This is a genomic window from Curtobacterium sp. HSID17257 (assembly GCF_003989515.1).
GTDB lineage: Bacteria > Actinomycetota > Actinomycetes > Actinomycetales > Microbacteriaceae > Curtobacterium.
The window spans coordinates 112,085-133,461 of the sequence record NZ_RBLU01000001.1; the positions used below are offsets into that span (position 1 = coordinate 112,085).

The 21,377-nt window shown below is 68.6% G+C and carries 18 protein-coding genes; 16 read left to right on the forward strand and 2 right to left on the reverse strand.

Annotation, left to right across the window (positions count from 1 at the left end):
* The first annotated feature begins 333 nt into the window (after positions 1-333).
* From D8M35_RS00565 to D8M35_RS00595, 8 genes are all read left to right on the forward strand, one after another.
* A complete protein-coding gene (locus D8M35_RS00565; protein ID WP_238638033.1) occupies positions 334-7,467 on the forward strand; it encodes a PA14 domain-containing protein in 7,134 nt (2,377 codons plus the stop codon).
* The gene (locus tag D8M35_RS16265; protein ID WP_148113324.1) at positions 7,467-8,036 is read left to right on the forward strand and encodes a hypothetical protein; all 570 of its coding nucleotides are present in this window, start codon (positions 7,467-7,469) and stop codon (positions 8,034-8,036) included. Before D8M35_RS00565 ends, D8M35_RS16265 begins: the two co-directional genes overlap by 1 nt.
* A 1,171-nt stretch (positions 8,037-9,207) precedes the next feature.
* Complete coding sequence (locus tag D8M35_RS00570; protein WP_202976500.1) at positions 9,208-10,245, forward strand: RHS repeat-associated core domain-containing protein; 1,038 nt, start codon at positions 9,208-9,210, stop codon at positions 10,243-10,245.
* 157 nt (positions 10,246-10,402) lie between these two features.
* On the forward strand, positions 10,403-10,651 hold the full coding sequence (locus D8M35_RS00575; protein ID WP_126890047.1) for a hypothetical protein: 249 nt from the start codon (positions 10,403-10,405) through the stop codon (positions 10,649-10,651).
* Positions 10,652-11,006: 355 nt separating this feature from the next.
* The gene (locus tag D8M35_RS00580) at positions 11,007-11,213 is read left to right on the forward strand and encodes a hypothetical protein (RefSeq protein ID WP_126890048.1); all 207 of its coding nucleotides are present in this window, start codon (positions 11,007-11,009) and stop codon (positions 11,211-11,213) included.
* 292 nt (positions 11,214-11,505) lie between these two features.
* Positions 11,506-11,769 (forward strand): hypothetical protein, encoded by a 264-nt coding sequence (locus D8M35_RS00585; protein WP_126890049.1) that lies wholly within the window; start codon positions 11,506-11,508, stop codon positions 11,767-11,769.
* Positions 11,766-11,960, forward strand: a complete 195-nt coding sequence (locus D8M35_RS00590) for a hypothetical protein (protein ID WP_126890050.1) — start codon at positions 11,766-11,768, stop codon at positions 11,958-11,960. Before D8M35_RS00585 ends, D8M35_RS00590 begins: the two co-directional genes overlap by 4 nt.
* 163 nt (positions 11,961-12,123) lie before the next feature.
* Positions 12,124-12,540: a hypothetical protein gene (locus D8M35_RS00595; RefSeq protein WP_126890051.1), complete on the forward strand. Its 417-nt coding sequence runs from the start codon at positions 12,124-12,126 to the stop codon at positions 12,538-12,540.
* A 40-nt stretch (positions 12,541-12,580) separates the two neighbouring features.
* Here the strand turns inward: D8M35_RS00595 and D8M35_RS00600 are convergent, their stop codons facing one another.
* Both D8M35_RS00600 and D8M35_RS00605 read right to left on the reverse strand, forming a co-directional pair.
* Positions 12,581-13,054: an NUDIX domain-containing protein gene (locus D8M35_RS00600; RefSeq protein ID WP_238638028.1), complete on the reverse strand. Its 474-nt coding sequence runs from the start codon at positions 13,052-13,054 to the stop codon at positions 12,581-12,583.
* Positions 13,009-14,331, reverse strand: a complete 1,323-nt coding sequence (locus D8M35_RS00605; RefSeq protein ID WP_126890052.1) for a glutamyl-tRNA reductase — start codon at positions 14,329-14,331, stop codon at positions 13,009-13,011. The genes D8M35_RS00600 and D8M35_RS00605 overlap by 46 nt, the downstream gene beginning before the upstream one ends.
* 122 nt (positions 14,332-14,453) lie before the next feature.
* On the opposite strand from D8M35_RS00605, the gene hemE reads away from it, so the two are divergent.
* From hemE to hemC, 8 genes are all read left to right on the forward strand, one after another.
* On the forward strand, positions 14,454-15,584 hold the full coding sequence (gene hemE / locus D8M35_RS00610; RefSeq protein WP_174234664.1) for a uroporphyrinogen decarboxylase: 1,131 nt from the start codon (positions 14,454-14,456) through the stop codon (positions 15,582-15,584).
* Positions 15,581-16,909, forward strand: coding sequence for an NAD(P)/FAD-dependent oxidoreductase (locus D8M35_RS00615; RefSeq protein WP_126890053.1), 1,329 nt, complete (start codon positions 15,581-15,583; stop codon positions 16,907-16,909). Before hemE ends, D8M35_RS00615 begins: the two co-directional genes overlap by 4 nt.
* Before the next feature lie 98 nt (positions 16,910-17,007).
* Complete coding sequence (locus D8M35_RS00620) at positions 17,008-17,262, forward strand: hypothetical protein (RefSeq protein ID WP_066651317.1); 255 nt, start codon at positions 17,008-17,010, stop codon at positions 17,260-17,262.
* On the forward strand, positions 17,259-17,693 hold the full coding sequence (locus D8M35_RS00625; RefSeq protein ID WP_126890054.1) for a phage holin family protein: 435 nt from the start codon (positions 17,259-17,261) through the stop codon (positions 17,691-17,693). Before D8M35_RS00620 ends, D8M35_RS00625 begins: the two co-directional genes overlap by 4 nt.
* Positions 17,694-17,727: 34 nt before the next feature.
* The gene (locus D8M35_RS00630) at positions 17,728-17,958 is read left to right on the forward strand and encodes a DUF3618 domain-containing protein (protein WP_058729362.1); all 231 of its coding nucleotides are present in this window, start codon (positions 17,728-17,730) and stop codon (positions 17,956-17,958) included.
* A 72-nt stretch (positions 17,959-18,030) separates the two neighbouring features.
* Positions 18,031-18,813, forward strand: coding sequence for a hydrogen peroxide-dependent heme synthase (hemQ, locus tag D8M35_RS00635; RefSeq protein ID WP_174234665.1), 783 nt, complete (start codon positions 18,031-18,033; stop codon positions 18,811-18,813).
* Positions 18,810-20,042, forward strand: a complete 1,233-nt coding sequence (locus D8M35_RS00640) for a ferrochelatase (RefSeq protein ID WP_126890055.1) — start codon at positions 18,810-18,812, stop codon at positions 20,040-20,042. The genes hemQ and D8M35_RS00640 overlap by 4 nt, the downstream gene beginning before the upstream one ends.
* Positions 20,039-21,112 (forward strand): hydroxymethylbilane synthase, encoded by a 1,074-nt coding sequence (gene hemC, locus D8M35_RS00645; protein ID WP_126890056.1) that lies wholly within the window; start codon positions 20,039-20,041, stop codon positions 21,110-21,112. Before D8M35_RS00640 ends, hemC begins: the two co-directional genes overlap by 4 nt.
* Positions 21,113-21,377: the final 265 nt, after the last annotated feature.

A 21,377-nucleotide genomic window follows, 5' to 3' on the forward strand; every position in this document is an offset into this window, starting at 1 on the left:
GAGCTGACCGGAGTCGCCCCTCCCCGCGCCGCTCCGCGGCTTCCTGTGTGAAGCCTCACCCCGAGCTCGTACCCCGGAATCAGTACCACGCCGGAAGTGTTCTCCGCTCCGCGGCCTGTCCGCGCAGCGCGACCGATGTGGCTCGTACCCCGGCCGGTCCGTCGTCCCCGAACGGGGGGCAGAACCGATGGATCAGCTGGGGGTCGCTGTTCCTACGCTCAGTCTTCGTGCTCCCAGCGGAGCGGAGCAGGGCCGGTCTCGAACCGGTCGGAGCAGTAGGGGAGTCCCATGCTGGGACGGGTAGCGCGAGCTGGGACGCTCGCGTCGGTGACCATGACGATCGCGCTGGTGGCGGAGCTGCTGGTGGCGGTGCCCGCGCAGGCGGAGACGGTGGCGCACGAGTCGCCGACCGATGTGCCGGCGCTGGCGACGTCGCAGTCCGACGACGTGCACGCCGGTTCGCCGCTGTCGGCTGACGGGCTGCAGGCACCTGGGTCGTTGCGGCTGCGGGCCACCCCCACGGGCGACCCGGACGACCCGGCGCCGGCGGCTCAGGACCCCGCGGCGGGTGCGTCGGCGACGGGGATCGCGAAGGGCGCGGAGCTGACGTCGCAGTCGACGTACCAGAACACGTGGACGAACCCGAACGGCACGAACGTGACGCAGATGTCGCGGGTGCCGTTGAACGTGAAGGACGACTCCGGGCAATGGGTGCCGATCTCCACGAAGGTCGAGAAGACCGACGACGGTGGCTTCGCCGTTGACAACCACCCCCTACAGCCCGAGTTCGCTTCCTCGACGGGCGTGGACGGCCCGGACTACACGGTCACGTCGTCGTCGACCGGTGACCGTGTGTCGTTCGAGCTCGAGGGTGAGCGTGACGCGGATGCGCACGTGCCGACGAAGGACCAGCTCGCGGCGTCGGACCAGCCCGGTGCGAAGGCGTCGCGTGGGGTGTCGTACGACGACGTGCTCCCCGGGACCGACATGTCGTACCAGGTGGACGCGGGCGGGGTGAAGGAGGCGCTGATCCTCGCGCAGGCTCCGAAGGCCGCGAAGCCGTCCTACAGCTGGAAGGTGCACGCGCCGGGTCTGACCGTGCAGGACGGACCGGTCGGGTCGATCAAGTTCGTCGACGACCACGGCACGACGGTGTTCTCCACGCCGACGCCGCTCATGGCGGACTCGTCCGGTGTCACCGGCAGGTCGGACAACGCGGTCGCCACGATCCCGGTGCGCATCGACCACCTGTCCGGGGACGACTGGCGGATCACGTTGACGCCCGACGCGGACTGGCTCCGGGATGCTGCGCGTGTCTACCCGGTGTCGTTGGACCCGTCGATCTGGAACGGCCCGTCGGCGCTGCAGTCGTACATGTCGACCAACAGCGGTGGGAGCGTCGCGGCGACCGCGTCGTACGCGAACATCGGGAACTCGCGGATCAACAACGCGGCGAGCATCTGGCGGACGGTGCTGAAGTTCCCGTACGAGCAGCTCTACGGCAAGCAGGTCCTGTCGGCGCAGCTGGTGGAGACCCAGGCCAACTCCGGGACCGCGACCGCGACCACGTCGGTCGCTGGATGGGCGTCGGCGTACAGCTGGAACTGCGGCATCCGGAACGCATCGCGGACGAACTTCACGGCCGGGTACACTGGCACGGCGTCGTTCGACGTCACCGGACAGGTCCAGCAGTGGACCGACGCGAGCTCGCCCGGCGGATCGTTCTGCCTCATCGGGGACGAGAACGCGGGTGCCTACACGTACAAGAAGCTCGACGTGTCCCTCTACCTGCAGTGGGAGGACAAGCCCACCGTCGCCGGGAACGTGACGACGCTCCGGGATCCGAACCCGGGGTTCCCGGACCAGCAGACCTCCCCTGGTGCGACGTCGTCCGGAGCGGCTGCGTCGTCGCCGGTGACGGCGTCGACGACGCCGACGCTGGCGGTGAAGGCGACGCAGGACGGCGAGCAGACCTACCCGCTGACCTACCAGTTCTTCGTGGGGACGACCTCGGACGCCTACGGGTCGCGTCGATGGAACACCGACTGGACCAACGCGCCGAACGGCCAGGCCCCGACGTTCCAGGCGACGGTCCCGCAGGGGGTGCTGCAACCCGGGACGCAGTACTGGTGGAACGTCGTCGTGCAGGACCCGTACGGGGTGCGGGCGTGGACGCCGGCGTACCCGTTCGTGACCACCTCGCTGCCCACGGCGGGAGCGAGCAGTGTGTACTCGCCGACGGACAGCTCCGTCGTCGCGACGACCACGCCGCTCCTGGTGGCGCCGGCGGCGACGTCGACGAACGGGAAGCAGCTGCAGTACGAGATCCGTGTCACCAGTGGTGCGGACGGGACGAGCGGGCAGATCGCGCAGTCCCCGCTGTGCTCCACCGCGCCGGGTTCGGCGTGCACGATCAACACCGACGGCACCGTGTCGTGGACGGTGCCCGACGCGGTGCTGCAGGACGGCGGCTCGTACACGTGGGTGCTGGTCGTCAACGACACGTACGGCGACTACCTGTACACCGCGAACTCGACCACCGGCGTGAACCGGTTGACGGTGAACTCCCGTGTCACCGATCCCGGCCCCGCCCCGACGGACGCCGCCGGTCCGGTGACGGTGAACCTCGGCAACGGCAACGTCGCGGCGTCGTTCTCCTCACCGACCGTGCACACCCTCGGCGGGGACATGGGGATGAACTTCTCCTACAACTCCCGAATCGCCTCGAACCGTGGCCTCGTGGGCACGTACTGGAACGTGCCGGCGAACACGGCGACGTTCGGTCGGGGCGACTCGATGACGGCGAACGCCGTGCAGACCCTCGTCCGCACGGACACCGGGGTGGCCTTCGACTGGGGCAGCGCCGCACCTGACGATGCCGTCTCCCAGTCGTACTTCCAGGCGAAGTGGACCGGGTACATGACGCCACCGGACGGAACGTACACGTTCGGCTTCCAGGCCGATGACGGCGTCGCCCTGCAGCTGGGTACCACCGGCATCATCACGGACCAGTGGAAGGACCAGCACCAGACCGCTCCGCAGATGGAGACCGCGGCGAACCAGATCCTGACGGTGACGGGCTCGCAGTGGTCGATCGGCTCCCAGTCCGGGCAGCTGCCGATCCCGATCACGGTGGACTACTACCAGCGCGGCGGCTCGTCGAACGTGTACCTCGAGGTGCAGCAGCAGCAGACGTCGTCGGGGTCCTCGTGGGTGAACACGCAGGTCGTCCCGTCCGACTGGTTGACGAAGTCGCCGACGCTGCTGCCCTCCGGGTGGGCGTCGTCCGCCGCGATCATGGGCGACGCGGGAGCCTACGTCTCCGCGTCGAAGCAGGGCGGATCGGTGATCGTCACCGACACCGACGGCGGCACCCACACCTACGCTCGCGCCTCGACCGGTGGGTACACCCCGCCGCCGGGCGAGCAGGGCGTGCTGGCCTCGGACGAAGCCGGCAACCTGGTCCTCACCGACGAGGGCGGCACCGTCTACCAGTTCGACACCGCTGGCTTGGTCACGTCCGTGACCCCTGCTGCCGATCTCGGGTCGAAGCCGGCGAACCCGGTCCCCGCGTACAACAGCAGCCGACAGCTGACCTCGATCGCGGACCCGCTGTCCGCGTCGGGGTCGGGCACGACGCTGGCGTACTCGCGGAAGGTGCAGTTCTCGTACCTGTCGAACACCACCATCGGCTCGAGCGCCACGAGCGGCGCGAACCGTGCCGCGGGAGCGTGCGCTCCGCCGTCCGGCTCGTCGTTCCCGATGGCCGTCACCACGACCGGGCCGGGAACGCAGTCGGACGCGGGGATGCTCTGCCAGATCCTGTACCCGGACGGCACCACCACGCAGCTGTACTACGACACCACCGGACAGCTCGCCCGCGTCGTCGACCCCGGCAACGAGGTCACCGACTTCGGGTACACGCGCGGCTCGACCAACGGCACGTACCTGCTGTCCACGATCCGGAACTCGCTCACCAACGACTGGCTCGCCGCGGACACCAGCCGCGACCCCGCCGGACCGGTGACGACCGACATCCGCTACGACGGGAAGAACCGCGCCACCTCGGTGACCCTGCCCGCCCCGGACGGGGTGAGCAGCGCCTCCCGGCCGCAGAAGACGTACACCTACGGTGAGGAGGATGCAGCAAGGAACCGCACCAGTGCGGTCGACGTCGCGGGGATCACGGTCCCCAACGGGCACGCGTCGACCGTGACGATGGATGCGGCGCTGCGGCAGACGTCGGCGACGTCCGCGTCGGGACTGACGAGCAGCACGGTGTGGAACAGCCGCGACAACCAGCTCGCGTCGATCGACCCGCAGGGCCGTGAGTCGAGCACCGTGTACGACCAGCAGGACCGCGCCGTCGCCTCCTACGGTCCGGCACCGACGTCCTGCTTCGGACAGGTGCAACCCGCGACCGCGATCCAGAACACCAACGGGCCGCTGCCCACGAACGGGGTCTGCGCGGGGACCGGCACCCCGGTGGCACAGACCACGACGAGCATCGACGGGAACCTCCGCGGGCTCGCGGCGTCTTGGTACAACAACCAGACGCTCTCCGGCGTTCCGGCGGCGATGACGCTCGGAGTGCCTGCGGCGGCGGGTGCGAACGGCGGGAAGACCGACGGCGCCGTCGACTACGACTGGTCGACGGGGAACAACGCCGTCAGCCCGATGACGACCCCCACCGGAACGGTGCTCGGCGGCACCAGCGGCGCGAACTGGACCGTCTCCTTCACCGGTCTGATCACGTTCCCGACCGCCGGTACCTACCGCTTCTACACGTGGGCAGACGACGGCACCAAGCTCTGGATCAACGACCAGCTCGTCATCAACGACTGGGGCCCCCACGGTCCGCACATCGCTGCTGCGACCAAGCCGTTCACCGTCGCTGCGGGGCAGAGCCTGCGCATCCGGTTGAACTACCTGCAGCAGACGGGAACGTCCCGACTCGCGCTGGCGATGACGGCCGGCAACACACCGAGCACCTACACGGCCGCCGACGTGGTGCCCGCGTCGATGCTGTCGCCGGCGTACAACCTCGGCACGTCGTCGACGACGGCGGACTCGGTGCCCTCGGGGGCGCAGGCGAACCAGATCAGCCCGATCACCACGGCCACGACGTACTCACGGCCCTGGTACGGCACGGTCGACGGCACCACCGTCGACCCGGCCGGGCTGGCCCTGAAGACCTCGACCACCACCGAGGCTCCCGGCGCCGGCTACCTCCGCTCCCTGACCCGCACCCTGCCCGCGCAGGCGGCGGCCGCATCGACGAACGCGTACTTCGGTGCGTCGCAGACGATCAAGGACGCCTACGGCACCACCGACGGGCAGATCTGCGGCGTGGACGTGTCCACCGCGCAGAACGGGATGCTCAAGTCGACCATCGGACCGACACCCGCGACGGGCAGTGCCGTCGTGACGTCGTACCTGTACGACGTGTGGGGTCGCACCGCTGGGACGAAGACCTCCGGCGACGCGGACTGGTCGTGCGTGACCTTCGACGCTCGAGGCCGCGCGGTGAAGGCTGTCACGGCGGCGTTCAACGGGCAGCCCAGCAGCACCGCGACGACCGCGTACTCCGCGGACGGGCTCACCACCGCGGTGGCTGACGGTGCGGTGCCGGGATCCCCGAACGGATCGATGACGACCACCACGACCGACCTGCTCGGCCGCGCCGTCAAGTACGTCGACGTGTGGGGAACCACCACGACCACGTCCTACGACCAGGCCGGCCGGGTCACCTCGTCACTGGCGGTGACTTCGGACGGGGTGCAGCACACGACGGGCCAGTCGTACGACGTGGACTCGAAGGTGACGCAGTTCACCGTGGACGGCAAGGTCGTCGCGGTTCCCACGTACCAGCAGGGTGAGGTCACCTCGGTGGCATACCCGGCAGGTGCCGGGAGCGCTGGCAACGGCACGTCGGTGACGGTGACGGTGACGAAGAACGGTGCTGGTGCGCTGACGGGGTTGGCGTGGTCCTTCCCGAACAGCCAGCCGCAGGTCACCGATCAGGTGGTCCGGTCCCAGTCCGGTGACGTCCTCAGGGACACCACCGCCCTCGGCGCGGCGTCGAACACATCGTCGTACTCCTACGACACGGCCGGGAGGCTCGTGGCCGCGTCGATCCCGCGGCACCGGCTGACGTACGGCTTCGGGACCAGCTCCTGCACCCAGTCGGGTGCGGTTGCCGCGGCTGGGAAGAACGGGAACCGAACCGCTTCGTCCGACCAGGTCCTCGACACCGCCGGCAACCCGGCGGGTTCGGCGACGCAGGTCGCATCCTGCTACGACGCAGCGGACCGGCTCATCGGGACCACGGTGACGAACCCGGTCACGGGGGCGACCCCGGTGAACCAGTCCCTGACCGGTGCGCAGCTGGTCTACGACGCGCACGGGAACACGACCACCCTCGCGGACGAGAGCCTCGTGTACGACGGGCAGGACCGGCACGTGCAGACGGCCCTGGCGGACGGGTCGACGGTGTCGTACGTGCGGGACGCGTCGAACCGGATCGTGCAGCGCACCGAGCAGACCCCGGACGGGTCGAAGACGGTGACCCGGTACGGGTTCACCGGCGACGGTGACACTCCGGACTTCGTCTACGACGGGGCCAGCAAGCTGACCGAGTGGGATCTGCCGTTGCCGGGCGGGGTGACCGCGGAGCTGCGCGGGGCGAGCGCGCTGTGGTCGTACCCGAACATCCACGGCGACATCATCGCCACGGCTGACGCCGCGGGGCAGCTCGCGAGCATGACGTTGCCGGTGTACGACCCGTTCGGGCAGGTCATGGGCCAGACCACGGGCCTGTTCGGTACGGTGACGGCGAACCAGGCCGGCCCGGACACGCAGCAAGGGAACGCGGACTACGGGTGGCTCGGGCAGCACCAGAAGCTCAGCGAACACCTCGGCACGATCGCCACGATCGAGATGGGCGCCCGGCAGTACGTCGCAGCACTCGGACGATTCCTGCAGGTCGACCCTGTCGAAGGCGGGACCGACAACGCCTACGCGTACGCCAATGACCCAAGTAATCAACTCGACCTAACAGGTCTACAAATTCCCAGGGAGAACGGTGGCGGCGGCGGTGGCGGCGGACTTACAGGCGGCGTCGGCGGTTCATCGAGAGGATCACAAATTGGGCGCGGCGCTGGCTTGGGCAAGGGGTCCGGTCGCGGGAACGCCGTTCCAAAAAAGGTTGCGCCGAAACCTAAAGTAACTGCACATTCCTCCCCCCAAGCTATTGCCGAAAGTCTTGGTTACAAGCCATATCGGCAGAATGGCTTTCCCAAGGGTCAAAAAGTATTCCAGCTCAAGGGTGGCAAAAAAATTATTGCGTATGATGGCACGAAGCACACTGGCGTGGGCTGGAAGATGTATGAATCGCCAAAGGATTTCAATAATGGTAAGCGAAGTGGAACTTGGAATTGGAATCTAACAAAGGACATCCGCGGCTGATGTTCTTCGAACATCCCCTAATCACTGCAGACAACAGACGCGCTGCAATTCATCATGCGACCCCCCTCACCGCGCACGCGCCTTCCCACGCTGTGGAGGAGTTCGATGCCCGCTGGCTAGCGAATTGGGGAAATGCAATCCCTCTCGGGTGGAGCATGAGGGATGTGCCGAATGTATCTCGCTACCGACGGCATCTGCGAAAAGACAATGGACGCGGCTGGCGTAACCTCAGTCAATATCAGGAGGCGTCCAATCGCCTTGCCGTAGCCGTGAAAAGATTCATAACACTCAACCGTGCAGCACAATTGATAGCAATTGATTGGAGAAGAGATTATTCCAGTGGTTGGGTACGCCTTGCTTTCCCCGAGGCAACGTTCCTGCGTCGATTTGCTCAAGATGGTGCGAGGGGGGCGCTGTGGATTAGTCCAGTGCCGCCGGTCGAGAGTTTTCATGCTGCAGTCGATCTGATACTTCTCGACGCGGCGGATTTCTTGTTAGTCAGTAGCGACTTCACTCGTGCGCTCAGTCCCTACGATGGAGGGATCGACTACTTCCGGTCCGCCCTGTAGGTGTTGAGTAGAGCCGGGGCTTCAATTGAGCAGATGCTACCCTCCGGAAGTTATTCGGTTCGGCAGCGATCTCTCTCGCTCGAGCCATCTACAAGCTTGCGAGTCACGTCAGCTCTGGGTGGTGGGATCTCGCGAAGCGGCACGCCGTCGACGACGTGCAAGCACGTGCACCCAAAGATGTCCCTGCGAACGGCTCACAACATAGATACGGTTTCGAACATCGCCGGATATCATTATGGCGTGGTAAATAACATTCGCGGATGGGGGAGCTATGCGAGACGCCGTTAGGCCATCTGCGGTTCGCGCCTCAGAATACCTTGCCATAGCCGGAGGGGGAATGCTGCTCTTCGCTCTGCTGGCTTCATTGCTTTGGCAGTTCTCTCGGAATGATAACCTGGCGACAGAAGTTCGGGATTCGCTTTGGAATGCCGCAACTATAAGTGTCTATGTCAGCATCCTTCCTTGCGGCTTGGCTACGACTTGGTTCTACTTACGCTGCTTCAGCCTAGCGAAACGCGAAGAGGCAAATGGATATGCCACGGGATTATACAATCCGCGTAAGGTTCGAATAGTTGATGTCAAAACCGGACTAACTCTTCGTGAGGCTGATGATCCTCCATTCGAGAATCGCGCCGAGATTGCCGCTGCCCGACAACGAGCGATTGTTCGGGCGGCGTCGTCGACGCGCGGGCCGGGCTGATTCTTCGGCGGCCGGATGAGCCACCGCTCAGAGGCCGGAAGGATGTGAAGACCGCACGGGCCCGAGCTTCTGAGCTGTTCGACGTCCGTACGACAAATGTCGGTGTCGCGAGTGACAAGACGAGTCGGACCTGGGGTGTTCGAGACGATGCGTGACCCCGATCCGATCGAACCGAACGGGGAGTGCTGGGTCGCTTACCAAGGTCCCCGTGTGATTGATTGTTGTTGATCCGAGGACCGATCTCGTCCTTCGACGACCGGAAGACCCGCCACTCATAACCCGCAGGGAAGTTAGGGATGCGAGGGCTCAGGCTTCCGAGTTGTTCGACGCTCGCAATGCGGACATCGGTGGCGCGGTTTACGACGCGAGTCGAGCCATCAGAAGTGCCGACGATGAGCGACCCCGTTTCGGCGATGTGGGTTGAGGGCGCCTGCTGACTGGGCTGTCGTGTACGACGGGCAGGACCGGCACGTGCAGACGGCCCTGACGGACGGGTCGAAGGTGTCGTACGTGCGCGACGCGTCGAACCGGATCGTGCAGCGCACGGAACAGACCCCGGTCGGGTCGAAGACGGTGACCCGGTACGGGTTTACCGGTGATGGTGACACCCCGGACTTCGTCTATGACGGGGCCAGCAAGCTCACCGAGTGGGACCTTCCGTTGCCGGGCGGTGTGACCGCGGAGCAGCGCGGGGCGAGCGCGGTGTGGTCGTACCCGAACATCCACGGCGACATCGTCGCCACGGCTGACGCCGTCGGGCAGCTCGCGTCCCAGGTGTTGCCGGTGTACGACCCGTTCGGGCAGGTCATGGACCAGACCACGGGCCTGTTCGGTACGGCGGCGGCGAACCAGGCCGGCCCGGACACGCAGCAAGGGAATGCGGACTACGGCTGGCTCGGGCAGCACCAGAAACTCGGCGAACACCTCGGCACGATCGCCACGATCGAAATGGGCGCCCGCCAGTACGTCGCAGCACTCGGACGGTTCCTGCAGGTCGACCCCGTTGAGGGCGGCACCGACAACGCGTACGCGTACGTCAACGACCCCGTCAACGCCTTCGACCTAACCGGACAGTCAGGGTGTAAGAGAAGTTGCGCCGCCCTGCGAAATCATTCGGTGTTGAAACGGAAGCTAGGTCGGGGTGCTGCGCGTGCCGTGAACTGGGAGAGGCGGCTGAATGGAATCTCCAACGTACTCGGTACAATATCCGCAGTAAGTGGCTTCCTGGCATTTATTCCAGGCTTGCAGTTCATGGGTGCAGTATCGCTTATCACTGCAGCCATTGGTGCGGCAATTGATTGCCGGCACGGACTCAATGCAGGGTGCGCGACGAGCATCGGTGGCTTAGCTTTCGAAGTTGCCGGGAAATTTGCCCGAGTCGCAGCTCGCCTAGGGCGCATCACCAGCCACGCTGCGCGAAACATCGATAACGTCTCCAATGTTCTGGGCTATCATTACGGCGTCGTAAACAACATCAGAGGATGGGCGGGTTATGCGGGACGCCGTTAGGCCGTCGGCCTCTCGCGCTGTGGATCTGGGCGCGATTGCCACACTCGGTATATTCCTGTTCCTCGGAATAGCTCTACTCCTCGGGTGGCTTTCGCACGCCTCTGGTACCCCGAGTCGACTGCAAGGAGGTCTTTCGATTGCGGCAAACGTGTGTGTCGTGATCTGCTTCGTCCCCTTCAGTTCGGCGGCGATCTGGTTCTACATCAGGGCGATGATCCTCGTGAAGCGTGAGGAAGCGAATGGATATTCAATCGGCGCCTACAACAGTGGTCGGGTGCGTGTCATCGATGCGCGGACAGGGCTGATCCTGAGGGAACCGGATGACCCTCCCTTGACAGACAGGAAGGATCTTGCTGCGGCCAGACAGCGTGCTCTCGCGAAAGACCGGCTCAAGCGCCCCGAGTAATTGCATCAATGGACTGAATGCTGGCTGCGCTACGAGTGCGGGTGGCTTAGTGTTCGGTGGAGTTGGTCGGGCCGCGGGAACGCTTGCCCGAGTCGGGAGGATTTCGGCTCGAGCCGCGCGTAACGTCGACAACGTTGTGGGTTACCATTACGGCGCCGTGAGTAATGTTCGAGGATGGGGTCCTTCTGCGCGACGTCGTAGGGCAACGCGGACTACGGGTGGCTCGGGCAGCACCAGAAGCTCAGCGAACACCTCGGCTCGATCGCCACGATCGAGATGGCGCCTGACAGGACGTCGCAGCCCTCGGACGGTTTCTGCAAGTCAACCCGCTTGCGGGTGGCGCGGCACCGACAACGTGTATGCCTACGTCAACGACCCCGTCAACGCCTTCGATCTCGACGGCAAGAAGGCCTGGACGCTTGGAGACGTGGTGAACGTAGCGGATAACGTCAGTTCCGGTCTCGGCGTGGCAGCGCTGTTCGGCTGTGGTTTTTGCGGAATCCTTTCGGCAGTCCTCTCCGTCGGCGTTGGCGCATACAAGCTGACGTACCCGTGCTTGTAGACGGGCGGCTACAGCCCAGTCAACAGGCATCCGGCCCGTATGCAGAGGGGTCCCTGTTCGTCGTCGACGCGAGGACCGGACTGATCCTCCGGCGGCCGGATGAGCCACCGCTCAGGAGCCGGAAGGATGTGAAGACCGCGCGGGCCCGAGCTTCCGAGTTGTTCGACGTCCGTACGACGAAGGTCGGTGGCGCGAGTGACGACACGAGTCGAACCCGGGGTGTTCGAGACGATGCGTGACCCCGGTCCGGTCGAACCGAACGGGGAGTGCTGGGTCGCCTACCGAGGTCCCCGTGTGGCTGGAAGGCGAGGAGCGTCTCATGCATCAACCAGTGTTCGTGCCGGCAATCGTTCTCGGCGCGGTACTCATCGTCGCTTGCGTTGTTCTCCTGAAGTACCGAGTCGTGTTCACAAGGGCGCGTGACAGGATCCAGAGAGAGAGCTACGGCTTCGGCCTCAAGGACATCAAGGCCGCCGAGAACCTCGTCGTTCTCGTGTGCGTCCTGGGATTCGGTCTCGGTGGTTGGATCATCTTCGCCGGGATCGCCCGCCCGTGATCGACAAGGTCCTCGGGTCAGTCGTCATCGGGATCGGGATCATCGGCGCGCTCAGGTTGTTGCGCCACCGCAAGACCTTCCTGGGGAGTTCGACGCGTGGACGCAACGTGCGCATCGCCGCTACCATCATCATCGCTTCGAGCTTCTCGGTCATCTTCGCGATGATGGGTCTTGCATTGTTGCTCCGTTGAACCTCGGCGGCGGTCGGCGCACGGTTCTCCCACTGCGACGAGGTGGACTCGTGGAACGGCCGTCCTCCGCAGATGAGATCTTGTCCGGCCCGGCTGAGGTGGTCCGATGGTGACGAACGGTACGGGGGGCCACCGCGTGCCCGGTACAAGGATCGGGCCGGTCGTGATCGCGGGTTCCTTCGTGTCGGTGTTCGGCGCGAACCTCGCGATCGCTGCGATCGACCGCGGTTGGGACGGCACTTCGGTCAGCATCGGCGTCGCTCTGGCGGCATGGCTCGCCCGCGCCTGCACGATGGGCGTCCTGATCTCGGATCGGGGGATCACGCTCCGTTCGTGGTTCCGCACCCGGACGTACACGTTCGATCGTGTTCGTGGGTACGACGCGGCGCGGTACAGCGGGATTCTCAACGGGTTCGGGGTCTCGTTGGATCCGTTCTTCCCACGCCTGCGGATGCTGACGTTGCGCGTCGGAGAGCGGTGGAAGGAGTTCCCCTCCACCATCTGTTCCCGGCCGACCGCGAAGCGCCTCCGCGACGAGATCGGAGGTCGACTCCGCGCTGACGATGTGGCCCGTGAATGAGCCGGCCGACCATGATGGTGCGGATCGTGACCGCAGCTCGTCAGTCGACGAGACCGGCGGCGACCAGCCGCCGCAATGTCTCGACGCCCGCCGGCGGGCACCGGCCCGCATCGGCAGAGGTGACCCACTCCACCTCGTCCACCTCTGCAGAGGCGACCGGCGTGGCGGCGTCCGCCGTGCCTCCCGGCCGCACCAGGAACAGCGCCATCGCGACCATCGTCCCCGGCGCCTGCCCGTGCGCCGGCTCCGTGACGGTCCCGAAGAAGTCGACGTCGGCAGCGGTGAGCCGGACCGCGATCTCCTCGTCGGCCTCACGCAGCGCGGCCTGCACGTCGCTCTCGTGCGGCTCCGCCTTCCCACCGGGCAGGTAGAGCACGTCGCGCCCGCGGGCGCGCACCATCAGGACCCGCCGGTCGCGCACCAGCAGCAGCGCGCTGACACGCAGGGTCGGGGCGTCGGCCTGGAGGCTCAGCTCGCGTCCGCCTCGCCGGTGCGGTCCGACGACACGGGGCACTCGGGCGCGGTGCGCTCCGCGAGCGGCACGACCGGCGACGGCAGCTCCGCTTCGGGTTCCGGGCGCACGCCGAACAGGGCGTCGAGGGCGCCGACGAACTCCTCGCCGCGGCCTGCGCGACCGAGCTCACGCGCGCGCACCGACGGGCGGTGCAGCAGGACGCCGACCAGGTGCCGGAGCGCCCGCTCGGTCTGCTCGACGGACTCGGGGTCGGCGTCGCGACGCTTCGCCCGGTCGATCTCGTCGTCGAGGATGTCGAAGACGTGCTTGCGGAAGGCGACGAGTGCCGGCGTGGTCGACTGCTCGAGCGCCTGCGCACGGAAGCGGGACACGGCGTCGTCGACCATCTGCCGGGCCTCGGACTCGGCGTTCAGCTCGGCGATCGGCGCGTGGATGCTGATCGTCTCGAGGTCGAGGAGCTCGACACCGTCGACGTCGGCGGCGTCGGGGTCCACGTTGCGGGGGAGTCCGAGGTCGATGACGATGCGGCGCTGGCCGTCGTCGAGGTCGGCCGGTTCGACGACCGGGACCTCGCTCGAGGTGCAGGTGATGACGACGTCGCTCGTGCCGATGGCCTGGCGCAGGTCGGTCGCGGCGACCAGGTCGTGCTTCGCGGCGAACCACGGTGCGCGGCCGGAGGGCGAGAAGACCTGGATGGTCATGGCGCCGCGGTCGCGCAGGGCCGCGATGGTGGTGGCGGCGTAGCTGCCGGTGCCGACGAGCAGCACGCGGGTCCGTGCCCAGTCGGTGATGCGCGACGAGGCGAGCTCGAGGCCGAGTCGGACGAGCGACCGACCGGCTGCGCCGATGCGGGTGCGGGTCTTGACGCCGCGGGAGGTGTGCGCCGCCTCCTGGAAGAGCCGCTCGAGGTCCGAGGTGGTCGTCCCGTTCGCGCGGGCGTCCTCGAGCGCACGCCGGACCTGGCCGGAGATCTCGGTCTCGCCGACGACCACGGACTCGAGGCCGCTCGACACGGCGAACAGGTGCTGCACGACGTCCCCGCCGCCGAGCACGCTGACGGAGTCGAGGACCTCGGACGGCACGAGGTCGCTGGCGGTGGCGACGGCGTCGACGGTGGCCGACACGGCGGAGTCGCGGTCGTCGCCCGCGATGTCGAGGTAGGCCTCGAAGCGGTTGCAGGTGGCGAGGACGACGGCTCCGTCGAGCACGTCGGAGTCCGTCACCAGACGGCTCGCGGCGGTCGGTGCGCCGATGCTCAGTCGCTCCAGGAGGTCGAAGCTGGCGTTGCGGTGCGACGCCGTGAGACAGATGAGCACGTCTTCCATCGTAACTCGCGCTCGGAGCGACGGCTGTTCGCCCTCCGCGTGCACAGCAGACTGTGGGGTGGCGACCGCGTCCTGGGCGGTCGGTGCCCGGCGGCGGATGGGAGAATCGGCGGGTGACCTCCGCCGTGCCCTCCGCCCTGCCCGACAGCCACCCGCTCGTGACCGGCAGGACCTCGGGGTCGCCGCTCGTCCGGGCGCTCCGCGGGGACCGGGCGGAGACGCTGCCGGTGTGGTTCATGCGCCAGGCCGGTCGGTCGCTGCCGGAGTACCGGGAGCTGCGCGTGGGCACCGCGATGCTCGACGCGTGCCTCGACCCGGCGATGGCGTCGGAGATCACCCTGCAGCCGGTCCGCCGGCACGGGGTCGACGCGGGCATCTTCTTCAGCGACATCGTCGTGCCGATCAAGCTCGCGGGCGTGGACGTCGGGATCGTCCCCGGTCGCGGTCCGGTGCTCGGCTCCCCGATCCGCACGGCGGCGGACGTGGACGCGCTCGCCCCGCTCGCCCCCGCGGCTCTCGCGCCGATCACCGAGGCCGTGCAGCGCACCGTCGCGGAGCTCGGCGACACCCCGTTGATCGGGTTCGCCGGAGCGCCGTTCACCCTCGCCGCGTACCTGGTCGAGGGCGGGCCGTCGAAGGACCACATCCGCGCCCGCACGCTCATGCACAGCGACCCGGAGACCTGGGCGCGCCTGCTCGACTGGGCCGCCGGTGTCTCGGGGGCGTTCCTCCGGGCGCAGGTGACCGCCGGCGCCTCGGCCGCACAGCTCTTCGACTCGTGGGTCGGCTCGTTGTCCCGCACGGACTACGTGACCTCGGTCGCACCGCACTCCGCGACGGCGCTGTCGCACGTGGCCGACCTCGGCGTCCCGCGCATCCACTTCGGCGTCGGCAGCGGCGAGGTCCTGCACGAGATGACGACGCTGGGCGATCCGGCCGACACGATCGCCGTCGACGCGGTCGGGGTCGACTGGCGCGTCCCCCTCGACGATGCCGTCCGCCGCGTCGGCACCGGGGTCACCGTGCAGGGCAACATCGACCCCGCGATGCTCGCCGCCCCGTGGCAGGTCCTCGAGGACCACGTGCGCGACGTCGTCCGTCGCGGTGGCGCGGCCCGGGCGCACGTCGTCAACCTCGGGCACGGCGTCCCCCCGGAGACCGACCCGACCGTGCTCACCCGCGTGGTCGAGCTGATCCACGGGCTGGGCGACGGCCGGAGCGACGGGGCGGGAGCCGCAGCGTGACCGACGTCGTCGTGGTCGGGGGTGGCGTCGCCGGCCTGGTCGCCGCCCGTGACCTGGCGAAGGGCGGCGCGCACGTCGTCCTCGTCGAGGCCGGGGACCGCCTGGGCGGCATGATCCGCCGGCACACCGTCGCCGGGCTCGACCTCGACCTGGGGGCGGAGTCCTTCGCGACCCGGACCGACGCGGTCGAGCGGCTCGCGATCGAGCTCGGCCTGGGGAACGACATCGTGTCGCCGGACCCGCGTGGTGCGTGGCTGATGACCCGCGACGGCCGGACCGCCCCGATCCCGCAGACCGGGTTCCTCGGGATCCCGGGCAGCCCGATGGCCGCCGACGTCCTCGCGGTGATCGGCCAGGGCGGTGGGCTCCGCGCGCAGATGGACTCGCTGCTGCCCTCGCCGATCGGTGCCCGGGCGCAGTCGCTCGGCGCCCTCGTCCGCAAGCGGATGGGGGAGCGCGTGCTCGACGACCTGGTCGTCCCGGTCGCCGGCGGTGTGTACTCGACGCACCCCGATCAGCTCGACCCCGACCGCGTGGCCCCCGGCCTCCGCGCCGCCCTGCAGCGTGAGGGGTCGCTCGCCCGCGCCGTGCTCGCGCTGCGCTCCCGGGCTACCGCGGGGTCGGCGGTGCAGGGCATCGGCGGCGGCATCGCCCGACTCGTCGACGAGCTCGTGGCTGACATGGCGACCTACGGGGTCGACGTCCGGCTGGGCACCCGCGCGACGGCGATCGAGCGCTTCGCCGTCGAGACCGTGACGGCCGACGGCACCGTGGAGCGCCTGCCGGCCCAGCACGTCCTCGCCTCGACACCTGACCCGGCTCGCACCGCGGCACCGGACCGCACGGGCATCGAACTCGTGACGCTCGTGGTCGACCAGCCGGAGCTCGACGCCGGACCCCGTGGTACCGGGATGCTCGTGCACCCGGACGCCGAGGGGGTCCGCGCGAAGGCCCTCACGCACGCGACCGTGAAGTGGCCGTGGCTCGCCGAGACCGCCGCCGGCCGGCACGTGCTGCGGCTGAGCTACGCGACGCGACCCGACGGCGACGGGACGGAACCTGCGGGGACGGGGACGAGCCTCCCGGTCGACCCGGACGACACCGTCGGGACCCGCGCCACCCGCGACGCCACCGCACTGCTCGGCGTCCCGGTGACCGCCGACCGCGTGGTGGGCGCCGCCCGGGTGCGCTGGTACGGGCCCGACCTGACCGCCGCGGGCCTGGCCGAGGGTGTCGTCGGCATCGGGGAGACCTCGTCCGGTCGCGGTCTGGCGGGCATCGTCGCCGCTGCCCGCACGTCCGCTGCACGCATCCTGGGTTCCTGAGCGGACCGGGGAGCACCCGAGGGCTACTGTGGACGAACGCCGGACGTATTCCGTTCGGCGCATGACCACCGCACACCCTCAACAACGGAGGATCGCACATGCGAGGCAAGCTCCTGTTCGTCGCCGGCGCCGCACTCGGGTACGTCCTGGGATCGCGAGCCGGACGGGCGCGGTACGAGCAGATCAAGACCGTCAGCGGCAAGATCTGGAACAACGGCAACGTCCAGAAGGGCGTGCACCAGGCCGAGGAGTTCATCCAGGACAAGGGCCCGGACGTGGCCGAGTTCGTCGGTGAGCAGACCAAGAAGGTCGTCCGCAAGGTCAGCCAGAAGAAGGACTCGACCACCTCATGACCGACACCCGCGACCGCAAGTCGCGATCGTTGTTCGGTCTCGTCGGGGACATCCCGAAGCTGGTCAAGAACCTCGTCAAGGGCGAGATCGACCTGCTGAAGGCCGAGATGATCGCCAAGGCGAAGGTCTTCGGACTCGCCGCCGGGCTGCTCATCGGCGCCCTCGTCATCGTGCTCTACGCGATCGGCGTGCTCCTGACCGCCGCCGTCATGGGTCTCGCGACCGTCATGCCGGCGTGGCTCGCGGCGCTGCTGCTCGCCGTCGTCATGCTGATCGTCGCCGGCATCCTCGGGTTCGTCGGCTGGAAGCGCTTCAAGAAGGGCCTGCCCCTCACGCCGAAGCGCACGATCGACAGCGTCAAGGACGACATCAACGCCGTGAAGGGCCTGGGCAACAAGCCCGGCCAGCACGACCGGAACCCCCGCGCCTGAGCGGCGGGACCGACACCCCGACCGGAGGACCCCTGTGACCGATCAGCACGACGACCTGGCGAACCGCGTCGCGGCGACCCGCACGCAGCTGTTCGAGACGCTCGACGCCATCGAGGACAAGCTCAACGTGCCGAAGCAGCTCGGCATCGCGGCGTCGAAGGTCAAGCAGGGTATCGACGAGAAGCCGGTGCCCTACCTGGCCGGCCTCGCAGCCGGTGTGGCGGTGGTCGGGAGTATCGTCGTAGCGGTGCTCCGACGGCGGTAGACCGCCTCTGATCGGTGGTCCTCCGGACGCGGCGCGCAGCCACGACCCAGGCAACCGACAAGACGAGGAACCATGAGCTCCGACGTGCACGCAGCCCCGCACGAGAACGTCCCCGACCACGCCGCCGGCGCCCCCGCGCACGGTGGCAGCCCGGCGCACGAGACCGACCCGGCGAGCGGGATCGACCCGAACCTGCTCACCGCGTACGCGCTGTGGGCCGTGTTCCGTCGACCGCTCGGACCGATCCACCGCGTCGGTGACGACGCCGTCGCCGAGCTCGACGCCGCCGTCGCCCGCGCGGCCGATGCCGGGGTCACGATCCGCGGCTTCTACGACGTCTCCGGCTTCCGCGCCGACGCCGACGTCATGATCTGGCTGCACGGCGACGACGCACAGGCGATCCAGGCCGCGCTCCGCGACCTCCGCCGCACTGCGCTGTTCCAGGACGCCGAGCCGGTGTGGCACGCGATGGCGATGCACCGCGAGGCCGAGTTCAACAAGCGCCACACGCCGGCGTTCCTCCGCGGCAAGGACCCCGAGGCCTGGATCACGGTGTACCCGTTCGTCCGGTCGTTCGAGTGGTACCTCCTGCCGGAAGAGGAGCGCTCGAAGATGCTCCGCGACCACGGCATCGCCGGCGCGAAGTACCGCCGCGTGCTGACGAACACCATCGCGACCTTCGCCCTGAGCGACTACGAGTGGATCCTGCCGCTCGAGAGCCCCGAGCTCGTCGACCTCGTCGACCTCATGCGCGACCTGCGCTACACCGAGGCGCGCCTGCACGTGCGCGAGGAGGTCCCCTTCTTCACCGGTCGTCGGGTGACGACCGCCGAACTGCCGGAGGTGCTGTCGTGACCGACACCAGCAACATCACGAACGGACAGGTCCTCGCCGCGACCCCCGCGGCCGTCGACGGCCCCGAGCACGTCGAGGTCCCGACCGCCTACGACGCGATCCTGCTCGCCGGCTTCGGCGGCCCCGAGGGCCAGGACGACGTCATCCCCTTCCTCCGCAACGTCACCCGCGGCCGCGGCATCCCGGACGAGCGCCTCGAGGAGGTCGCGCACCACTACCGCCACTTCGGCGGCGTGAGCCCGATCAACGCGCAGAACCGCGCGCTCAAGGCGGCACTCGAGGGTGAACTCGCCAAGCGCGGCATCGACATGCCCGTGCTCTGGGGCAACCGGAACTGGGCGCCCTACCTCGAAGAAGCCTTCACCGAGGCCGCCGACAAGGGCTACACCAAGCTCATCGCCATCGCGACGAGCGCCTACTCGTCGTTCTCGAGCTGCCGGCAGTACCGCGAGGACTACGCCCGCGTGCTCACCGAGACCGGCCTGATCGACACGATCCAGGTCGACAAGGTCCGCCAGTTCTTCGACCACCCGGGCTTCGTGCGCCCGTTCGTCGACGGTGTCCGCGACGGCATGGCCCGCGCCATCCGCGAGAACGAGGGCCTCGACGTGGCGACCGAGCTCCACGTCCTGTTCTCGACGCACTCGATCCCGTCCACCGACGCGGCCAGGTCCGGCCCCGACTACCGGGGCTTCGACGAGCACGGCGCGTACGAGGCCCAGCACCTGGCGGTCGGCGAGGTCGTCCTCGAGCAGGCCTGGGCCGAGCTGCTCGAGCAGCCCGAGTTCGCGCACCTGCAGGGCACCGCCAAGCCCGCGTGGAAGCTCGTCTACCAGTCGCGGTCGGGCCCCCCGACGCAGCCGTGGCTCGAGCCCGACATCAACGACTACATGAACGAGGAGCTGAAGGGCGGCCCGACCCGCGCGGTGCTCATCGTGCCGCTCGGCTTCGTGAGCGACCACATGGAGGTCATGTGGGACCTCGACGAAGAGGCCACCGAGACCGCGGGTGAGCTCGGCTTCTGGTCGCTCCGCACTCAGACCCCCGGCGTCGACCCGGCGTACGTCGCCGGTCTGGTCGACCTGGTGCTCGAGCGTGTCAACGGAACCCCGAAGACCGAGCGTCCGCACCTGACCGACATCGGCCCCTGGTACGACGTGTGCCGTCCGGGCTGCTGTGAGAACGTGCGCGCCGGGTTCAAGCCGGCCGCGGCCGGGGTCGCTCCGTGACGGACGGCCACAGCGCGACGCCCTCCGACGGCCCGGCCCCGATCCGGCTCGGCACCCGTGCCAGCCGGCTCGCGGTCGCGCAGTCGCAGGACGTCGCCGACCGCCTGGCGAAGGCAGCGGGTCGCCCCGTCGAGCTCGTCACGGTGACGAGCGAGGGCGACACGAACCGTGCGTCCCTCGCGAGCCTCGGCGGCACGGGTGTCTTCGCCAGCGCCCTGCGCGAAGCCCTGGTCGCGGGCGAGGTCGACGTGCTCGTGCACTCGCTCAAGGACCTCCCGACCGCTCCGTACGAGGGGCTCACGATCGCGTCGGTGCCGAAGCGCGCCGACGCCCGTGACGTCCTGGTCGCGCGGAACGGTGCGACGGTGGACACCCTGCCCGAGGGCGCGAAGGTCGGCACGGGCTCGCCCCGCCGCGTCGCGCAGCTCAAGGCGAAGCGTCCCGACCTCGACGTGATCGACATCCGCGGCAACATCGACACCCGCCTCGGGCGCGTGGACGACGACCTCGACGCCGTGGTGCTGGCCGCCGCCGGACTCGGTCGCATCGACCGACTCGGTGCGGCGACCGAGCTGCTCGACCTCGGCTTCTGGCCGAGTGCTCCCGGCCAGGGTGCGCTCGCGGTCGAGATCCGTGCGGACGAGACGGACAAGAGCCTGCTCGCCGCGCTCCGCAAGCTCGACCACGCGCCGACGCGCCTGACCGTGACCGCTGAGCGCGAGATCCTCGCGAAGCTCGAGGCCGGCTGCTCCGCACCGATCGGTGCGACCGCGGTCGTCGACGCCGAGCTGCTGCTCGTGTCCGCCACGGTCTACCGCCCGGACGGCTCCGAGTACCGCACGGCGTCGCACGCGGCACACCTCGACGGCTCCGCGCAGGACCGGCTCGACGAGGCCCTCGAGGTCGCCGGTCGCGTGGCTGCCGAACTCCTCGAGAACGGTGCTGCCGAGCTGGCGGACCTGGCGTCGTCGGTGTCCGATGCTCCGGCCGAGGGCGGCCACTCGGCCGGGCCGGGGCTCTCCACGCCCGCTGCCGAGCAGCCGGCGGACGACAGCTCGACGACGGCCTAGGCGGTCACCACGGACGACACCGCTCGCGTCGCGGACGAGGCACAGCCCCCGGTCGTCCTCGTCCCGCGCGGCGGTGCATGGGGTGACGCGGTCGCCGCAGCGGCCCGGGAGCGCGGGCTCGCGCCCGTCGTCGTCCCGCTCATCACGGACGCGCCACCCGCCGATCCGGCGGAGCTCGACGCGGCACTCGCGCGGTTCGCTCCGGCCGGGAGGCACGACGCACCCCCCGAGGACAGCGCGCGTCCCGACGGGGCCGACCCCGGAG